At 31.6% G+C, this 15,191-nt stretch carries 15 protein-coding genes; 10 read left to right on the top strand and 5 right to left on the bottom strand.

Annotated elements, in window-relative coordinates:
* Window positions 1–9: 9 nt before the first annotated feature.
* The 10 genes from H0I23_RS08665 (at window position 10) to H0I23_RS08620 (ending at window position 10,146) form a co-directional block, all read left to right on the top strand.
* Complete coding sequence (locus H0I23_RS08665) at window positions 10–345, top strand: DNA-directed RNA polymerase subunit omega (RefSeq protein WP_216782838.1); 336 nt, start codon at window positions 10–12, stop codon at window positions 343–345.
* On the top strand, window positions 346–1,551 hold the full coding sequence (gene coaBC / locus H0I23_RS08660; protein ID WP_216782837.1) for a bifunctional phosphopantothenoylcysteine decarboxylase/phosphopantothenate--cysteine ligase CoaBC: 1,206 nt from the start codon (window positions 346–348) through the stop codon (window positions 1,549–1,551).
* On the top strand, window positions 1,544–2,437 hold the full coding sequence (locus H0I23_RS08655) for a DUF4835 family protein (protein WP_216782836.1): 894 nt from the start codon (window positions 1,544–1,546) through the stop codon (window positions 2,435–2,437). The genes coaBC and H0I23_RS08655 overlap by 8 nt, the downstream gene beginning before the upstream one ends.
* Window positions 2,438–2,556: 119 nt before the next feature.
* On the top strand, window positions 2,557–4,212 hold the full coding sequence (gene recN / locus H0I23_RS08650; protein WP_216782835.1) for a DNA repair protein RecN: 1,656 nt from the start codon (window positions 2,557–2,559) through the stop codon (window positions 4,210–4,212).
* Window positions 4,213–4,306: 94 nt separating this feature from the next.
* On the top strand, window positions 4,307–5,119 hold the full coding sequence (locus H0I23_RS08645) for an enoyl-ACP reductase (RefSeq protein WP_216782834.1): 813 nt from the start codon (window positions 4,307–4,309) through the stop codon (window positions 5,117–5,119).
* 68 nt (window positions 5,120–5,187) lie between these two features.
* Window positions 5,188–6,192 (top strand): glycosyltransferase family 2 protein, encoded by a 1,005-nt coding sequence (locus tag H0I23_RS08640; RefSeq protein ID WP_216782833.1) that lies wholly within the window; start codon window positions 5,188–5,190, stop codon window positions 6,190–6,192.
* 9 nt (window positions 6,193–6,201) lie between these two features.
* A complete protein-coding gene (locus H0I23_RS08635; RefSeq protein WP_216782832.1) occupies window positions 6,202–7,161 on the top strand; it encodes a CdaR family protein in 960 nt (319 codons plus the stop codon).
* The gene (coaE, locus tag H0I23_RS08630; protein WP_216782831.1) at window positions 7,158–7,745 is read left to right on the top strand and encodes a dephospho-CoA kinase; all 588 of its coding nucleotides are present in this window, start codon (window positions 7,158–7,160) and stop codon (window positions 7,743–7,745) included. Before H0I23_RS08635 ends, coaE begins: the two co-directional genes overlap by 4 nt.
* Window positions 7,746–7,824: 79 nt before the next feature.
* Window positions 7,825–9,420, top strand: coding sequence for a sensor histidine kinase KdpD (locus H0I23_RS08625; protein WP_216782830.1), 1,596 nt, complete (start codon window positions 7,825–7,827; stop codon window positions 9,418–9,420).
* A gap of 9 nt (window positions 9,421–9,429) precedes the next feature.
* The gene (locus tag H0I23_RS08620) at window positions 9,430–10,146 is read left to right on the top strand and encodes a response regulator transcription factor (RefSeq protein WP_216782829.1); all 717 of its coding nucleotides are present in this window, start codon (window positions 9,430–9,432) and stop codon (window positions 10,144–10,146) included.
* Between the two features lie 56 nt (window positions 10,147–10,202).
* Here the strand turns inward: H0I23_RS08620 and H0I23_RS08615 are convergent, their stop codons facing one another.
* Genes H0I23_RS08615 through H0I23_RS08595 form a run of 5 tightly spaced genes read right to left on the bottom strand, consistent with a single transcriptional unit; the run spans window position 10,203 to window position 15,169 of the window.
* Window positions 10,203–11,537: a GntP family permease gene (locus tag H0I23_RS08615; protein WP_216782828.1), complete on the bottom strand. Its 1,335-nt coding sequence runs from the start codon at window positions 11,535–11,537 to the stop codon at window positions 10,203–10,205.
* Entirely contained in the window at window positions 11,537–12,040 is a 504-nt protein-coding gene (locus tag H0I23_RS08610; RefSeq protein ID WP_254073579.1) for a gluconokinase, read from the bottom strand. The genes H0I23_RS08615 and H0I23_RS08610 overlap by 1 nt, the downstream gene beginning before the upstream one ends.
* Entirely contained in the window at window positions 12,033–12,941 is a 909-nt protein-coding gene (miaA, locus tag H0I23_RS08605; RefSeq protein WP_216782827.1) for a tRNA (adenosine(37)-N6)-dimethylallyltransferase MiaA, read from the bottom strand. The genes H0I23_RS08610 and miaA overlap by 8 nt, the downstream gene beginning before the upstream one ends.
* On the bottom strand, window positions 12,941–13,795 hold the full coding sequence (locus H0I23_RS08600; RefSeq protein WP_216782826.1) for an ion transporter: 855 nt from the start codon (window positions 13,793–13,795) through the stop codon (window positions 12,941–12,943). The genes miaA and H0I23_RS08600 overlap by 1 nt, the downstream gene beginning before the upstream one ends.
* Window positions 13,796–13,798: 3 nt before the next feature.
* Window positions 13,799–15,169 carry an exonuclease domain-containing protein gene (locus tag H0I23_RS08595; protein WP_216782825.1) on the bottom strand — a complete coding sequence of 457 codons (1,371 nt, stop codon included), beginning with the start codon at window positions 15,167–15,169 and terminating at the stop codon, window positions 13,799–13,801.
* Window positions 15,170–15,191 lie beyond the last annotated feature (22 nt).

Genomic DNA, 15,191 nt, shown 5'->3' with positions numbered 1-15,191 from the left:
ATTTTCATTATGAATATGAACGATTTAAAAAACTCAAAAGCTCCTGTTTCGACAGTTACCATCAACAAGAATGAGTTTGATGCTCCTACAGGAAACATTTATGAAGCAATAGCAATTGCTTCTAAAAGAGCTGTTCAGATTAACTCTGAAATTAAAAAAGAGTTATTAGAAAAGTTAGAAGAGTTTGCTACTTACAGCGATAGCTTAGAAGAAGTTTTCGAAAATAAAGAGCAAATTGAAGTTTCTAAATTCTACGAAAAATTACCTAAGCCACACGCTTTAGCAGTTACAGAGTGGTTAGATGATAAAATTTATCACAGAAATACAGCGAAAGATCTAGAATAAATGTTGAGCGGAAAAAACATCCTATTAGGTATTACAGGAGGTATTGCCGCTTATAAAACAACATTTTTAGTTCGCTTACTTATTAAAGCTGGTGCTAATGTTAAAGTTATTTTAACAGATAGTGCCAGCTCTTTTGTTTCTCCACTTACCTTAGCTACACTTTCTAAAAATCCAGTTCTTTCTTCTTTTGTAAAAGATGAAAACAATGAAATTTCTTGGAATCATCATGTAGAACTTGGTCTTTGGGCTGATTATATGGTTGTAGCGCCTGCAACTGCAAATACATTGTCTAAAATGGCAAATGGTGTTTGTGATAATTTATTGATGGCTATTTATTTATCTGCAAAATGCCCTGTTTTTTTTGCTCCAGCAATGGATTTAGATATGTATAAGCATCCATCATCTTTAGCTTCTTTTGAAAAATTACAATCTTTTGGTAACATTATGGTACCTGCAACCTCTGGTGAATTAGCAAGTGGTTTGCATGGTGAAGGACGTATGGCAGAGCCAGAAGATATAGTGCAATTTTTAAAAAATTACATTTTGAAAGGATTGCCACTAAAAGGTAAAAAGGTTTTAGTTACTGCAGGGCCAACTTATGAGGCAATCGATCCTGTTCGTTTTATAGGTAATCATTCATCTGGTTTAATGGGTTTTGAGCTTGCAAAAGCAGCTGCGAGTTTCGGAGCAGAAGTTATTTTAATATCAGGTCCCAGTCATTTAAGTATTGATCACGATTTAATTACGTTACACCGTGTAATATCTGCAAAAGAAATGTATGATAAGGTTCACGAGTATTATAATGGCGTTAATATAGCTATAGCGGCTGCTGCGGTAGCAGATTATAGGCCTAAAATTGTAGCAGATCAGAAAATTAAGAAGAAAGCTGAAGAGTTTACTGTTGAGTTGACAAAGAATAAAGATATTTTATTGTCAATGGGAGAGCAAAAAAAGAATCAATTTATAGTAGGTTTTGCTTTAGAAACAGAAAATGAAGTTGAGAATGCTATTGGTAAGCTTAAAAAGAAAAATTTAGATGCAATAGTCCTTAATTCTTTAAATGATACAGGGGCAGGTTTCGGAAAGAAAACAAATAAAATTTCATTTATAGATAAGAATTCAGATATAAAAACGTTTGAATTAAAAACCAAGGCAGAGGTGGCGTTGGATATTTTAAATGAAATTATAAAAAGAATAAATGCGTAAGTCTCTTTTAATCCTTCTTTTGGTGGTGATATTTCCTTTTTGTGTAAGCGCACAAGAATTAAATGCGATTATTACTATTAATTCAGATCAGGTAGGGCAGACAAACCAACAGGTTTTTAAAACCTTAGAGCGTTCACTTAATGATTTTGTAAATAAAACAAAGTGGACAAATAGAAATTATAAAGAAAACGAAAAAGTAAATGTGAGAATGTTTATTACGGTTTCTGAATATCAAAACGATAGTTTTAAAGCTAGTATTCAATTGCAATCTTCAAGACCTGTATTTAATACATCATACGAAAGTCCCGTTTTTAATTATAAAGACAATCAATTTGACTTTAATTACACTGAATTTCAGCCACTTGTTTATAGTGAGAACGTTTTTGAATCAAACTTGGTAAGCGTTATAGCATATTACGCATATATAATGTTGGGTATTGATGCAGATACATTTGAGTTGAATGGCGGAACAGATTTTTACAGAAAAGCACAAAATATTGTAACACAGGCACAAGGTACTAGTGCTGCAGGTTGGAGCCAGAACTCCAGTGATAGAACTCGTTTTGAGTTAGTTGATAATTTATTATCGAACACTTTCAAGGAATACAGAGTAACAATGTACAATTACCATAGAAAAGGCTTAGATATACTTGCTGATAATAATAGTACAGGAAAACAAGTAATATCAGGTAGTATGCGTTTAATAGAAACTTTGGTTAAACGACGCCCTAATGCTTTTCTAGTGCAAACCTTTTTCGATGCAAAATCAGAAGAGATTCAGAATGTTTTTTCTGATGGCCCTAAGGTTGATATTGTACAATTAAAAGAAACATTGAATAGAATAGCTCCTTTTTATTCGAGTACTTGGAGTGAAATTCAATACTAAAATCAATACTTTTTTATTTTCAACTAAAAATTTAGATAATAATATTAAAGGGTTGTTGCTTAAATGTTTCTAACTCAAAGAATATAATTTATCTTTACAGCACTAATACTATTTTAGAATTGCTGAACTCACTTTCCATACAGAATTACGCATTAATAGATCAATTGAATGTAAACTTCGATAATGGTTTTACAATCATTACGGGTGAAACAGGAGCAGGTAAGTCTATTTTACTAGGCGGCTTAGGTTTAATTTTAGGTAAAAGGGCTGATTTAAGCTCGCTTAGAGATGAAACTAAAAAATGCATTATAGAAGCTATTTTCGAAATTGAAAAGTACCATCTAAAAGATTTTTTTGAAGAAAACGATTTAGACTATGAAGCAAGAACAATTATTCGTAGAGAGATTTTGCCAAGTGGTAAATCAAGAGCTTTTATCAATGATTCTCCTGTAACATTAGATGTTTTATCGAGGTTAGGTGATAATTTAATCGATATTCACTCCCAACATCAAACATTGCAATTAGCCGAAAATGATTTTCAACTAAAGGTTATTGATGCATTAGCAGACAATAGAAAGCTATTGTTGAGTTTTGAAAGCAAGCTTACTGGGTATCAAAAAATACAGAGAGAGCTTAAGAAACTCTTAGATTTTCAACAAAATGCAATAAAAGAACACGATTATAATACCCATTTACTTGAAGAGCTTGAAAAAGCAACTTTAAAAGAAGGTATTATTGAAGAGTTAGAAGAGCAATACGAGCAGTTGAATAATGTAGAAAGTATTGTAGAGCATCTATCTAAAGGATATCAGCTTTTAAATGATGAGCAAGTTGGTGTTATTACTTTAATGGCAGAGTTGAAGTTAGTATCTAGCAAATTAGGAACATTTGGAAGTCAATTTGAAAGCTTAAACGAACGTATTCAATCTGTTTTTATAGAAATAGACGATATATCTTCAGAACTAGAAGTTTTTCAGGAAAAAGCAGAAGCAAACCCAAATTTATTAGAAGAAGTAAATACAAAACTTCAAACTTTATACGATTTACAAAAAAAGCATGGCAGCTCTACTATTAGCGAGCTTATCGAAATAAGAGAAGTGTTATCTGAAAAAGTTAGTGCAACTGAAAATGTAGAATCTGATATAAAGAAAAAGGAAAAAGAGTTAGCAACAGAAGAACAAGAACTAAATAAGGTTGCTATTGAAATAAGAAAAAGAAGAGAAAAAATAATACCAACATTGCAAAAGCAACTTTCAGAAAGCTTATCGCAATTAGGTATGGGTAATGCAACTTTTAAAATAGAAATAAACCCTGCTAAAACCTTTAATACGCAAGGTAAAGATGAATTGATATTTTTATTTGCGGCTAATAAGGGCTCTAATTATGGCGATTTAAAAAAAGTAGCTTCTGGTGGTGAGTTGTCTCGTATTATGCTGACTATTAAATCTATTTTAGCTAGGTATGAGCAATTGCCAACGATGATGTTTGATGAGATTGATACAGGTGTTTCTGGAGAAATATCTAATAAAATGGGTGATATTATGCAGTCTATGAGTAAGACAATGCAGGTGTTTTCTATTACGCATTTACCTCAAGTAGCATCAAAAGGTGTACATCATTTTAAAGTTTATAAGGAAGATGAAGGGGCTGTTACGCATACTAAAATGAAAAAATTAACTAAAGAAGAACGTGTATCAGAATTAGCAGAAATGTTGGGTGGTAAAGATGTTTCTGATTCAGCATTGGCACATGCAAGACAGTTGTTAAATGGCTAAATAAGCAATTTTTTAAAAATATAATTATCGGATATTTTAACCATTCAAATTTTAATATCTTTGAACCAATAAAAAGAACACAAAAACAAACACAATGGCATACAACCTATTAAAAGGAAAAAGAGGAATAATCTTCGGAGCTTTAGATGAAAATTCAATAGCTTGGAAAACAGCAGAAACAGTTCATGCAGAAGGCGGTACTTTTGTTTTAACAAATGCACCTATAGCAATGCGTATGGGGCAGATAAATGAACTTGCAAAGAAAACTGGTTCTGAAATAATTCCTGCAGATGCTACTAGTGAAGAAGATTTAGCAAATTTAGTAGCTAAAGCAACTGAAATTTTAGGAGGTAAATTAGATTTTGTTTTACATTCAATAGGTATGTCTGTTAACGTTCGTAAAGGAAGAAAATATACGGATGAGAAATATGATTTTACAGCTAAAGGATGGGATGTTTCAGCACTTTCTTTTCATAAAGTAATGCAGTCACTTTACAAAGCAGATGCTATGAATGAGTGGGGTAGTATTGTTGCTTTAACATATATGGCAGCTCAGCGTACTTTTCCTGATTATAACGATATGGCAGATAATAAAGCATATTTAGAGTCTGTAGCACGTAGTTTTGGATATTTTTATGGTAAAGAAAAAAATGTACGTGTAAATACAATTTCTCAATCTCCAACACCAACTACGGCAGGTCAAGGTGTTAAAGGTTTTGATGGTTTTATTAGCTATGCAGAGAAAATGTCTCCGTTAGGTAATGCAACTGCTCAAGACTGTGCAGATTATACAATTTCTTTATTTTCTGATTTAACTAAGAAAGTAACAATGCAGAATTTATTCCATGATGGAGGTTTCTCTAATACAGGTGTAAGTCAAGAAGTTATAGAGTACTTTACGAAGTAAAAATTACCTTATTATAATCGAGAGCCATTCGTTATTTCGAATGGCTTTTATGTTTATACTCATTTCAGATGAAATTAGATTTTTCTTTTATAGTTCCTGTTTACAACAGGCCTAATGAAATTAAAGAGTTGCTTGATAGTTTGTTAGAACAAACCTATACTGAGCCTTTCGAAATTGTAATTGTAGAAGATGGTTCTACAATTAGCTCTGAAGAATTAATTTTAGAGTATCAATCTAAATTAAATATTACATATTTAAAAAAACCGAATAGTGGCCCTGGAGATTCTCGTAATTATGGAATGGAAAGAGCTAGAGGGAATTATTTTATTGTTTTAGATTCAGATTGTATTATTCCACCGCAGTATTTAGTAAAAGCTAATGCATCTTTAGAAAAAGAGTATGTTGATTGTTACGGAGGGCCTGATACTGCTCATGAAAGCTTTACTTTGGTTCAAAAAGCAATAAATTACGCGATGACTTCTTTTTTAACGACAGGAGGTATTAGAGGAGGTAAAAAAGCAGTAGATAAATTTCAGCCTCGAAGTTTTAATATGGGCTTATCTAAAAAAGCTTTTAAAACTACAGGCGGTTATGGTAACATTCACCCAGGGGAAGACCCTGATTTGACGATACGAATTTGGAATGCAGGTTTTAAAACTAAATTAATACCAGAAGCTTTTGTTTATCATAAGCGAAGAATAGATTGGAATAAATTTTACGTGCAAGTAAATAAATTTGGTATGGTTAGGCCTATTTTAAATAAGTGGCATCCTGAAACAAAAAAAATAACATACTGGTTTCCTACAATTTTTTGTTTAGGTTTTATATTTTCTGTTTTAATTGTAATATTAGGAGTTGGTTATCCTATGTATTTGTATAGCTTGTATTTTTTATTACTGTTTATAGATTCACTCCTTAAAAATAAAAATTTAGCGATTGCATTATTATCTATAGCAGCTGTTTGTATTCAATTTGTTGGTTACGGGTTTGGTTTCTTAAAATCAACTTTGTTGCTTAACTTTAGTTCAAAGAAACCTCAAGAGGTTTTTCCTAAATTATTTTTTAAAAAGTAAGTATATATAATGAAGAAAGTTAAAACTAAGTATCAAAAGCGAAAATTAAATATTTTTTTGATTTTTCTTTTGTTTTCATCTTTAGCTTGGTTTATAAGTAAACTATCTGACGATTATACAAATAGGGCAGTTTTTGATTTAGAATACATTAATGTGCCTGATAGTTTACTTTTTGTAAGTGCATCTAAACAAAAAATAGATGTAAAGCTTAAGGCAAGTGGTTTTGCTTTTTTAGGGTTTAATTTTGAGAGAGAAATTGTTAAAATAGATGTTGCTGAAGCTTTAAAAGATAAGGAAGACTATATAGTTCCTAAAAGTATATATCAACTTCAAGTAGAAAAACAATTGTCGAAATCTATGGATTTATTAATGATAGATGGCGATGATATAAATTTGGAAATCTACCCGTTATTTAAGAAAAAAATACCTGTTATCTCTGGATTGAGAATTCAACTTGCTCAAAATTATATGTTAGATGATGATTTGAAAATTACACCAGATAGCATAGTTCTTACAGGCCCTAAGAAAGAAGTAGAACAGATTTCATTTATTAAAACAGAATTAAAGAAAGTGAAAAATATTTCAAATAATTTTTCAGAAAGTTTACCATTATTAAAGCCTAAAAATCTTTTGAACACTAAATTTTCTAATAGTAAAGTAGATGTGTCAGTTCAGGTAGTGCGTTTTTCTGAAAAAGTATTAAAAGTGCCAGTAACTGTTATCAATTTAGAAGAAGGGTATGAAATAAAAATAGTACCAACAACAATATCAGTTTTGTGTAAGGGAAGAATAGATGATTTAAAAAGTCTCTCAAATTCTGATATTACTGTAATTGCTGATTATAATAAGATTTCTAACAAAGATCAAAAAGTGATTCCTTTATTCGTAAAGGCGAAGCCAAAAGAGATAAATTCAGTTAAACTAACAGAAAAAAGCGTAACTTATATTCTAAAGCGTAAAGGTAAATGAAAGTAATTGGCTTGACAGGAGGTATAGGAAGTGGTAAGACTACAGTGGCAAAAATGTTTGCAGATTCAGGAGTGCCTGTTTATAACTCAGATCGAGAAGCTAAACTTTTAATGGTTAATTCAAAAAAAATAAGAAAAGAAATTAAAGCACTTTTAGGAGAACGATCTTATAAAAAAAAGGTTTTAAATAGAAAATACATTGCGGATAAGGTTTTTGCAAACCCTGAATTACTTTCTGAGTTGAATAAAATTGTACATCCGGCAGTAAGAGATCACTTTTTAGAATGGTCAGAAAAACAGGATACTTCATATATTATACAAGAAACAGCTATCATTTTTGAGAATGACTCTCAATCAAAATACGATTATATCATTTTGGTAACAGCACCAGAAGCAATTCGTATAGAGCGAGTGAGCTCTAGAGATACTACAAGTGTAGAAAAAATTAAAGAACGGATTGCAAATCAATGGCCTGATGATCGTAAAGTAGAGCTGTCAGATTATGTTATTCTAAATATAGATTTAAAGAAAACACAAAAAAGAGTCAAAGAAATTCATAAAGAACTTCTTAAAATTTCGATTTAAGCTGCTTGATTTTAACAATTTTGTTAAGGTTAGGTTAAACGCATTAACTACTAACTGTTAAATTTTTAATTTTACCCCGATGAATAAAAGATTATTTATTCTTCTCGTTGTTTTAATGAGTATCTCTTTAATAGGGATAATTTTTGTTCAAGGATACTGGATAAAACAATCGGTAGAGGATAAGGAAGAGCAATTTTCCGGAATGGTGATGGAGGTTTTGAGTAAGGTTGCTGATAAGATTGAAAAAAGAGAGCTTGCAGATTATACAAGTGAACTTTTGAAAATTAAAGATAGCATTGGTGGTCATGCAAAAACACCTGAGCTGTTAAAGAATTTATTCTTTATAGAAAGAGATGTTAATTCTAATGAAATTACCTATTATTCACATGGTATTTTAGAAGAGAATTATAATATACCCTCAACGTTCTTTGATAATAATAACTTTGGTTCAAGCGCAGACTCGACATTAGTAAAAAACTTTACAAGTATACGTAATAAAACAATTTTTAAAGAGGAGTATGGGTTAGATGGTAAATCATTATCGCTAACACCTGTACAGAAAATTGAGAAAATAGGTGGTTTAACTGCTTTAGATAAAGTTGCTTACGAAGATGTTTTTAGAGAAAAGGCAAGAACACAACCTATACATAAAAGAGTTACAAGGCAAGAAATTGAGCTTTTGTTAAGTCAGGAGCTTAAAAACAGGAATATTGAAACAGGTTTTGAATACGGAATTTATAGTAACAGTTTACCGACAAAAGTAAAGTCTCGTAAATTTAAGTTCTCGAAAACGAAGCTTTATCCATATCCTATTTTTAAAGATACGGATGGAGAAACGAACTATAAATTGTTAGTGACTTTCCCCGCAAAGAAAAAATATTTGATAAAGACAATTCTGCCAATGGCAATATTATCTTTACTGTTTACGCTAGTAATTATAATAGCATATGCAAGTGCTATTTATCAATTAATCAGGCAAAAACAAATATCAGAGATTAAGTCAGATTTTATAAATAATATGACTCATGAGTTTAAAACGCCTATTGCAACTATAAATCTAGCAGTAGAAGCGATAAGGAACCCTAAGATTATTGGAGATCAAGAAAAGGTAAATAGATACCTTACAATGATTAAAGATGAGAATAAAAGAATGCATGCTCAAGTTGAAAATGTATTGCGAATATCTAAATTAGAAAAAAATCAATTAGATATTAGTAAGGATAGAGTAGATGTTCACGACATAATACATGATGCAATGGCACATGTGGAATTAATTGTAGCAGATAGAGGTGGTTATATTAATTTACATTTAAAAGCAGAGAGAAGCGAAGTTTTAGCTAGCGACATGCATTTTACCAATGTAATTGTGAATATGTTAGATAACGCAGTTAAATATTCGCCAGAAGAGCCTAAAATTGATGTATATACTGAAAAAGCAAATAATAATATTATTATAAAGGTTAAAGATCAAGGTTTAGGAATGAGTAAAGCAGTTTTGAAAAAGGTTTTTGAAAAGTTTTACAGAGAGCATACAGGTAATATACATAATGTTAAAGGCCATGGTTTAGGTTTGGCTTATGTAAAAAAAATAATAGAAGATCACCAAGGTGAAGTTTATGTGGAAAGTGAGAAAGGAAAAGGAAGTACTTTTTACATAAAATTACCTTTAATATAAATAGTAATTATGGAGACAGTTAACAAGAAAATACTTTTGGTAGAGGACGATCCGAATTTTGGAATAGTTCTTAAGGATTATTTGTCTATGAACGATTTTGATGTTGTTTTGGCGAAAAACGGAATGGAAGGGTTCGAAAAGTTCAAGAAAGACAATTATGACATTTGTATTTTGGACGTTATGATGCCTTATAAAGATGGTTTTACACTAGCTAAAGAAATACGTGAGAAGAACGAAAATGTTCCTATCGTATTTTTAACAGCGAAAACGATGAAAGAAGATGTTTTAAAAGGGTATAAAGCAGGTGCAGATGATTATCTGAATAAACCTTTTGATTCAGAAGTGTTATTAATGAAGCTTAAAGCTATTCTTCAGAGGAAGGCATCTAGCACACTGGCTGACAGTCGTAAATTTGAATTTACTATAGGTCAGTTTCAGTTAAATTCTAAATTGCGTTTCTTGAAATATAAAGATCAAGATGCAATAAAATTATCTCCAAAAGAGAATGAGTTATTGCGTTTATTGGCATTGCATGAAAATGATTTAATGCCAAGAGAATTAGCTTTAACAAAAATTTGGAGAGATGACAATTACTTTACATCTAGAAGTATGGATGTATATATCGCAAAATTAAGAAAGTATCTTAAAGTTGATGATTCTGTTGAAATCTTAAACATACATGGTGAAGGATTTAGATTAGTTGTTAAAACAGAAGAGGAGAAGTAAATTATATTATTTTAATATATTAAAAACCATTCGAGAAATCGGATGGTTTTTCTGTTTTATAAAAATGCATTAATAATGCAGACACTTATAAAGCCTGTAATAGCTAAAATGGTCGTCATCATCGTCCATGATTTGAAAGTATCCTTTTCTGATATTCTTAAGTACTGACCCACCAGCCAAAAGCCACTGTCATTAACATGTGAAAAAATACTGGCTCCAGAGGCAATGGCGATTACTAAGCAAGCCAATTGAGCACTACCTAAATCTAAGTTTACTAAAAGTGGGGCAACAAGTCCAGCAGCAGTTATCATAGCAACTGTAGATGATCCTTGAATGATACGAACAATTGCTGCACTAACAAAGGCAAAAGCTAGCACAGGAAAGCCTACGTTGGTTAGAGAGTTAGCTAGTAATTCGCCAGCACCTGTATCAGTTAATACTTGCTTAAAAACGCCACCAGCACCTGTAAGTAGTATAATTGTACCCGCTGGTTCTAAAGACTTACTGGTAATTTTAAATAATTTTTCTTTAGAAAGTCCTCTTTTAATTCCAAAAAAATACCAAGCTAAAATATTAGCAATAATAAGAGCGGAAAACGGATGCCCTATAAGCTTAATGATATTAGTTATGGCAGGGTTAATTTCAGGTATAAGCCCACTAGTTAAAAAAGTGTTTAATAATATTAAAAAAATGGGAACACTAATAATTAAAAGGGTGGTTGTAATTGGTGGTAAAGCTATTTCTTCTTTATCAGTAGCTTCTTCGGGAGCGTTAATATGTATTTTTTTAGAGATGTATTTTCCGAAAAGTAAACCACTTACTAAAGCAGTTGGAATACCAACAATAAAGCCAATTAAAATTACCCAACCTAATTCTGCGCCAATAATGTCAGCAACAGCAATAGGGCCAGGTGTAGGCGGAATAAAAGCATGAGTAATTGCTAAGCCAGCTAATAGAGGAATAGCGTATAGTAAAAGTGATTTTTTTGTTTTACGCTGTAGCGCGTAAATCATCGGAACTAAAATAATGAATGCAACATCAAAAAAAACAGGGATAGCAATTAAAAAGCCAGAAATAACCATTGCAGCAGGAGCATTTTTGAGACCAAATTTAGAAACCATAAAATTTGCAATAGTTTTTGCTCCACCAGAAAATTCTAATATGGCACCAAACATAGCGCCTAAGCCAACAACCGTGGCTACAAAGCCTAGTGTTCCGCCCATTCCAGTTTTAACCGTATTCATTATTTCTTCAGCATTTAAACCAGCAACTAAGCCAACAGTTATACTACCAATCAATAACGCGATAAAAGCATTAATCTTCAATTTTAAAATCAAGAATAGTAATATAGCTATGCCTAATATAACGGCTAAAATAAGTTGAGTTTCCACTAGTTGATGTCCTTTAGGATTACTTTAATTATTTCTTCAGGAGTTAAGCTAATTGGTATTTTAATTACCGATTCAGGTGGTTCGGGCGCCTCGAGAGTATCAAATTGAGATTGTAATAGTTCAACAGGCATGAAGTGGTTGTCTCTGGAGTTTAATCTTTTGTAAATCAGTTCGAAAGAACCTTCTAGGTAAATAAAAGAATGATTGCTGATTTCTTTGGTTAATAAGTCTCTATACTTTCTTTTTAAAGAAGAACAAACAATAATAACTCCTTTATCTTTATGTGCAATTCCTATTTCATTTAGCTTTAAAAGCCAATCATGTCTATCCTCATCATTTAGCGATTTTCCAGAAGCCATTTTTTCGATATTAGCTGCTGGATGATAGTCATCACCGTCAAAAAAAGGAATACCCAAGGATTTAGAAAGTAGTTTTCCGATAGTACTTTTTCCTGTACCAGAAACACCCATTATAAAAAACACACTTTCTTTTTCTTTACTCATCTTTAATAAGTTCTATTTGTTGAACAACTGCATCTATATCGGCATTAAAAGGCACCCATATTACATTTTCTGTTTTTTTAAACCAAGTTAGTTGGCGTTTAGCAAAACGACGCGTATTCTTCTTAATTTCAGATATAGCAAACTCTAAAGTGCACTCTCCGTTAAAATAGTTAAATAATTCACGATATCCAACGGTTTGCAGAGCGTTTAGCTCCTTATATTTTTCTAATGATTTAGCTTCTTCTAGTAAACCATCTTCAATCATAATATCTACTCTGCGGTTTATTCGGTCATATATAACCTCACGATCAGCTTCAATACCAACAGATATAACTTGAAAAGGTCTTTTGTTTTTATCTTTATTCAAAAATGAAGAGTAGGGCTTGCCGCTACCGATACATATTTCTAAGGCTCTTATAACTCGATGTGGATTATGAATATCTACCTTATCAAAATAAATAGGGTCTAATTCTTTTAATTGTGTTTGCAGGTTTTCTAAGCCTTCTTCCTCTATTTTTTGATTTAACTGTACTCGAATTTCAGGATCTACATCAGGGAAGTAATCTAAACCTTTAGTTACGGCATCGATATATAAGCCACTGCCACCTACTAATATAGCAATATTATTATTATGAAATAATGTTTCTGTTAAGGTCATCGCTTCTCGTTCAAAATCACCTACAGTATAATGTTCTTGTATGCTTTTGTGTTGAATAAAGTGATGTGTTGCGGCAGCCAATTCCTCATTAGAAGGAACAGCAGTACCTATTTTCATTTCTTTAAAAAACTGTCTAGAATCTGCAGAAATTATTTCGGCTTTGTAATGCTTTGCTAACTCTATTGCGAGCCTTGTTTTTCCAATGGCTGTAGGTCCAATAACTGTAATTAAAGTTTTTTTCATTACAAAGTACTTCCACAATTATAACAATGCGTAGCATCATCTCTATGGCCTTCTGATGCGCATGAAGGGCAGGCCTGAGTATTTACATGAACATAAGTGCCTGCTTGAGCACTAGTGTTTGTTTTTTCTTTTGATTGTTTTCCAAATTCTACAGTTACAATTCCTGTTGGTACGGCAATTATTCCGTAACCAACTAGCATAATAATTGTAGCTATTAATTGCCCTTGTGGTGTAATAGGGGCAATGTCACCATAGCCAACTGTTGTTAAGGTAACAATAGTCCAATAGATACTTATAGGAATGCTTGTAAAGCCAGCTTCTTCACTTTCTACAATATACATTAGAGTTCCAAGTATTACAGATACAATCAATACAGCAAAAAGGAATACAGTAATTTTTGCCCTACTAGCTTTTAATGCGTTTTTAAGCTGAGATGCTTCACCTAAAAAACGAACAAGTTTTAAAATTCTAAAAACTCTAAGTAAACGTAGAGCTCTAATAGCTAACAATACTTGTGAGCCGGCAAAAATATATGAGATGTATAACGGGATGGTAGATAAAATATCTATTATACCATAAAAACTTAAGACATACTTAAGTGGTTTTTTGATACTTACTAATCTTGCAATATACTCAATGGTAAAGAAAATTGTAATTACCCATTCTAAAGTAAATAGCAACTCATGGTATTGTGCATCTATTTCTTTAACGCTTTCTAGCATTACAAGAATAACACTAATTATAATTAAGATAAACAAAACAATATCAAACAGTTTACCCATAGGGGTGTCTGCTTCGTATATAATTTCGTGAACTCTATTTTTCCACCCTAATTCAGGTTTTTCGTCTTTCAAGCTTTAAATATTTAGATCTATTATTTTCTGGACTTTTCTTTTTCTCAAATACGTTTCTATAATATGGTTGGTATTTGCATTTCCGTCCATCGGTGTAATTATAGTTTCAAGAATATTCAAATTGTTTATTTGATAGTTTAAATCACAGAAGCCTAACCCTTTAAAGATACCGTTTTTAATTAAAATAACACTTTTTTCGCCTAGATCTCGACCCTTATCAACAATTACAATATTCTTGTCATTAAGGCTGTATTTGGTAATAACATCAGAAACTCTTTTGTTGTAATCTTCAACATTTTCTTTTTGAATGCAGGCACCTAAACATTTACCATCATCATACTTAGAGCAATTAGATTTTGCATGCGATAAACCGTTTATTTTATTGCAAAGGGTAAATTCTTCACGAATAGCATGTAAAAAGTTCTCAGCACTAACTATGCTATTAAACGTAGCAATGCGCTCATGAATACTATTATTCAGCTTTTCAGCCTTTAATTGTAAATATCCATTTGAATCAGGAATAGAATAAATACCAAAAGAAAAAAGTTTTCTTTTGTAGTTAGAATTGTATTTGGGTTTATTTCTAATATGCTCTTCGTTTTCTTTTAATAAACCAATAAGTTCATTTCCAGTTTTTTCAAAAGTTACACTTCTTGTTTCTTTCTGAATTTTTCGAGCCCTATTACCATTGTTTGTAAAATATTGGTTTACTCTTTTTTTAATATTACTGCTTTTGGCTAAAAGTATAATCTCGGCATCTTTATTATGCATATAAAAAACACCAACTTCTGAAGGTAATTCTTCTACAATATCAAGTTGTCTGGGAGATAATTCACCTAGTGTTTCTGCTTTTATAACAGTTTTAATAATTTCCTTATTAACGTCTTTAGAAAGTAATAATTTAAAAAGCTTTAAGGTTGCAAGGGCATCGCCATTTGCTCTATGTCTATCACTTACAGGTATGCCTAAAGAACGTACAAGTTTACCTAAACTATACGACTCTGCTTCTGGAAGTAATTTCTGAGACAGTTCTACCGTGCAAATTGTTTTACGTTCAAAATTATAGCCTAAACGTCTAAACTCAGTTCTTAAAATGCGATAATCAAATTGTGCATTATGCGCTATAAGTACAGTGTCTTCAGTGATTTCTATAATTCGTTTTGCTACTTCGTGAAATTTAGGCGCTGTCGTAAGCATTTTGTTGCTTATACCTGTTAGGTTAACTACAAAAGGCTGTATATCTTTTTCAGGGTTAACAAGACTTATAAACTGGTCTACTACTTTATGGCCATCAAATTTGTGAATAGCAATTTCGGTAATACCTTCTTCGTTGAATTTTCCTCCAGTAGTTTCAATATCTAATACTGCGTACATGTATATAGTTCAGGGTTCTAAT

The organism is Cellulophaga sp. HaHaR_3_176 (genome assembly GCF_019021925.1).
Classification (GTDB): domain Bacteria; phylum Bacteroidota; class Bacteroidia; order Flavobacteriales; family Flavobacteriaceae; genus Cellulophaga.
The sequence above is the reverse complement of the archived record's forward strand: the minus strand, read 5'-3'. Positions and strand labels throughout refer to the sequence as shown.

Excerpts from the sequence above, each read along its gene's own strand:
- H0I23_RS08665 (WP_216782838.1), top strand. The coding sequence starts at position 10 with ATGAATATGAACGATTTAAAAAACTCAAAAGCTCCTGTTTCGACAGTT.
- coaBC (WP_216782837.1), top strand. The coding sequence starts at position 346 with ATGTTGAGCGGAAAAAACATCCTATTAGGTATTACAGGAGGTATTGCC.
- H0I23_RS08655 (WP_216782836.1), top strand. The coding sequence starts at position 1,544 with ATGCGTAAGTCTCTTTTAATCCTTCTTTTGGTGGTGATATTTCCTTTT.
- H0I23_RS08645 (WP_216782834.1), top strand. The coding sequence starts at position 4,307 with ATGGCATACAACCTATTAAAAGGAAAAAGAGGAATAATCTTCGGAGCT.
- H0I23_RS08640 (WP_216782833.1), top strand. The coding sequence starts at position 5,188 with ATGAAATTAGATTTTTCTTTTATAGTTCCTGTTTACAACAGGCCTAAT.
- H0I23_RS08635 (WP_216782832.1), top strand. The coding sequence starts at position 6,202 with ATGAAGAAAGTTAAAACTAAGTATCAAAAGCGAAAATTAAATATTTTT.
- coaE (WP_216782831.1), top strand. The coding sequence starts at position 7,158 with ATGAAAGTAATTGGCTTGACAGGAGGTATAGGAAGTGGTAAGACTACA.
- H0I23_RS08625 (WP_216782830.1), top strand. The coding sequence starts at position 7,825 with ATGAATAAAAGATTATTTATTCTTCTCGTTGTTTTAATGAGTATCTCT.
- H0I23_RS08620 (WP_216782829.1), top strand. The coding sequence starts at position 9,430 with ATGGAGACAGTTAACAAGAAAATACTTTTGGTAGAGGACGATCCGAAT.
- H0I23_RS08610 (WP_254073579.1), bottom strand. The coding sequence starts at position 12,040 with ATGAGTAAAGAAAAAGAAAGTGTGTTTTTTATAATGGGTGTTTCTGGT.
- miaA (WP_216782827.1), bottom strand. The coding sequence starts at position 12,941 with ATGAAAAAAACTTTAATTACAGTTATTGGACCTACAGCCATTGGAAAA.
- H0I23_RS08595 (WP_216782825.1), bottom strand. The coding sequence starts at position 15,169 with ATGTACGCAGTATTAGATATTGAAACTACTGGAGGAAAATTCAACGAA.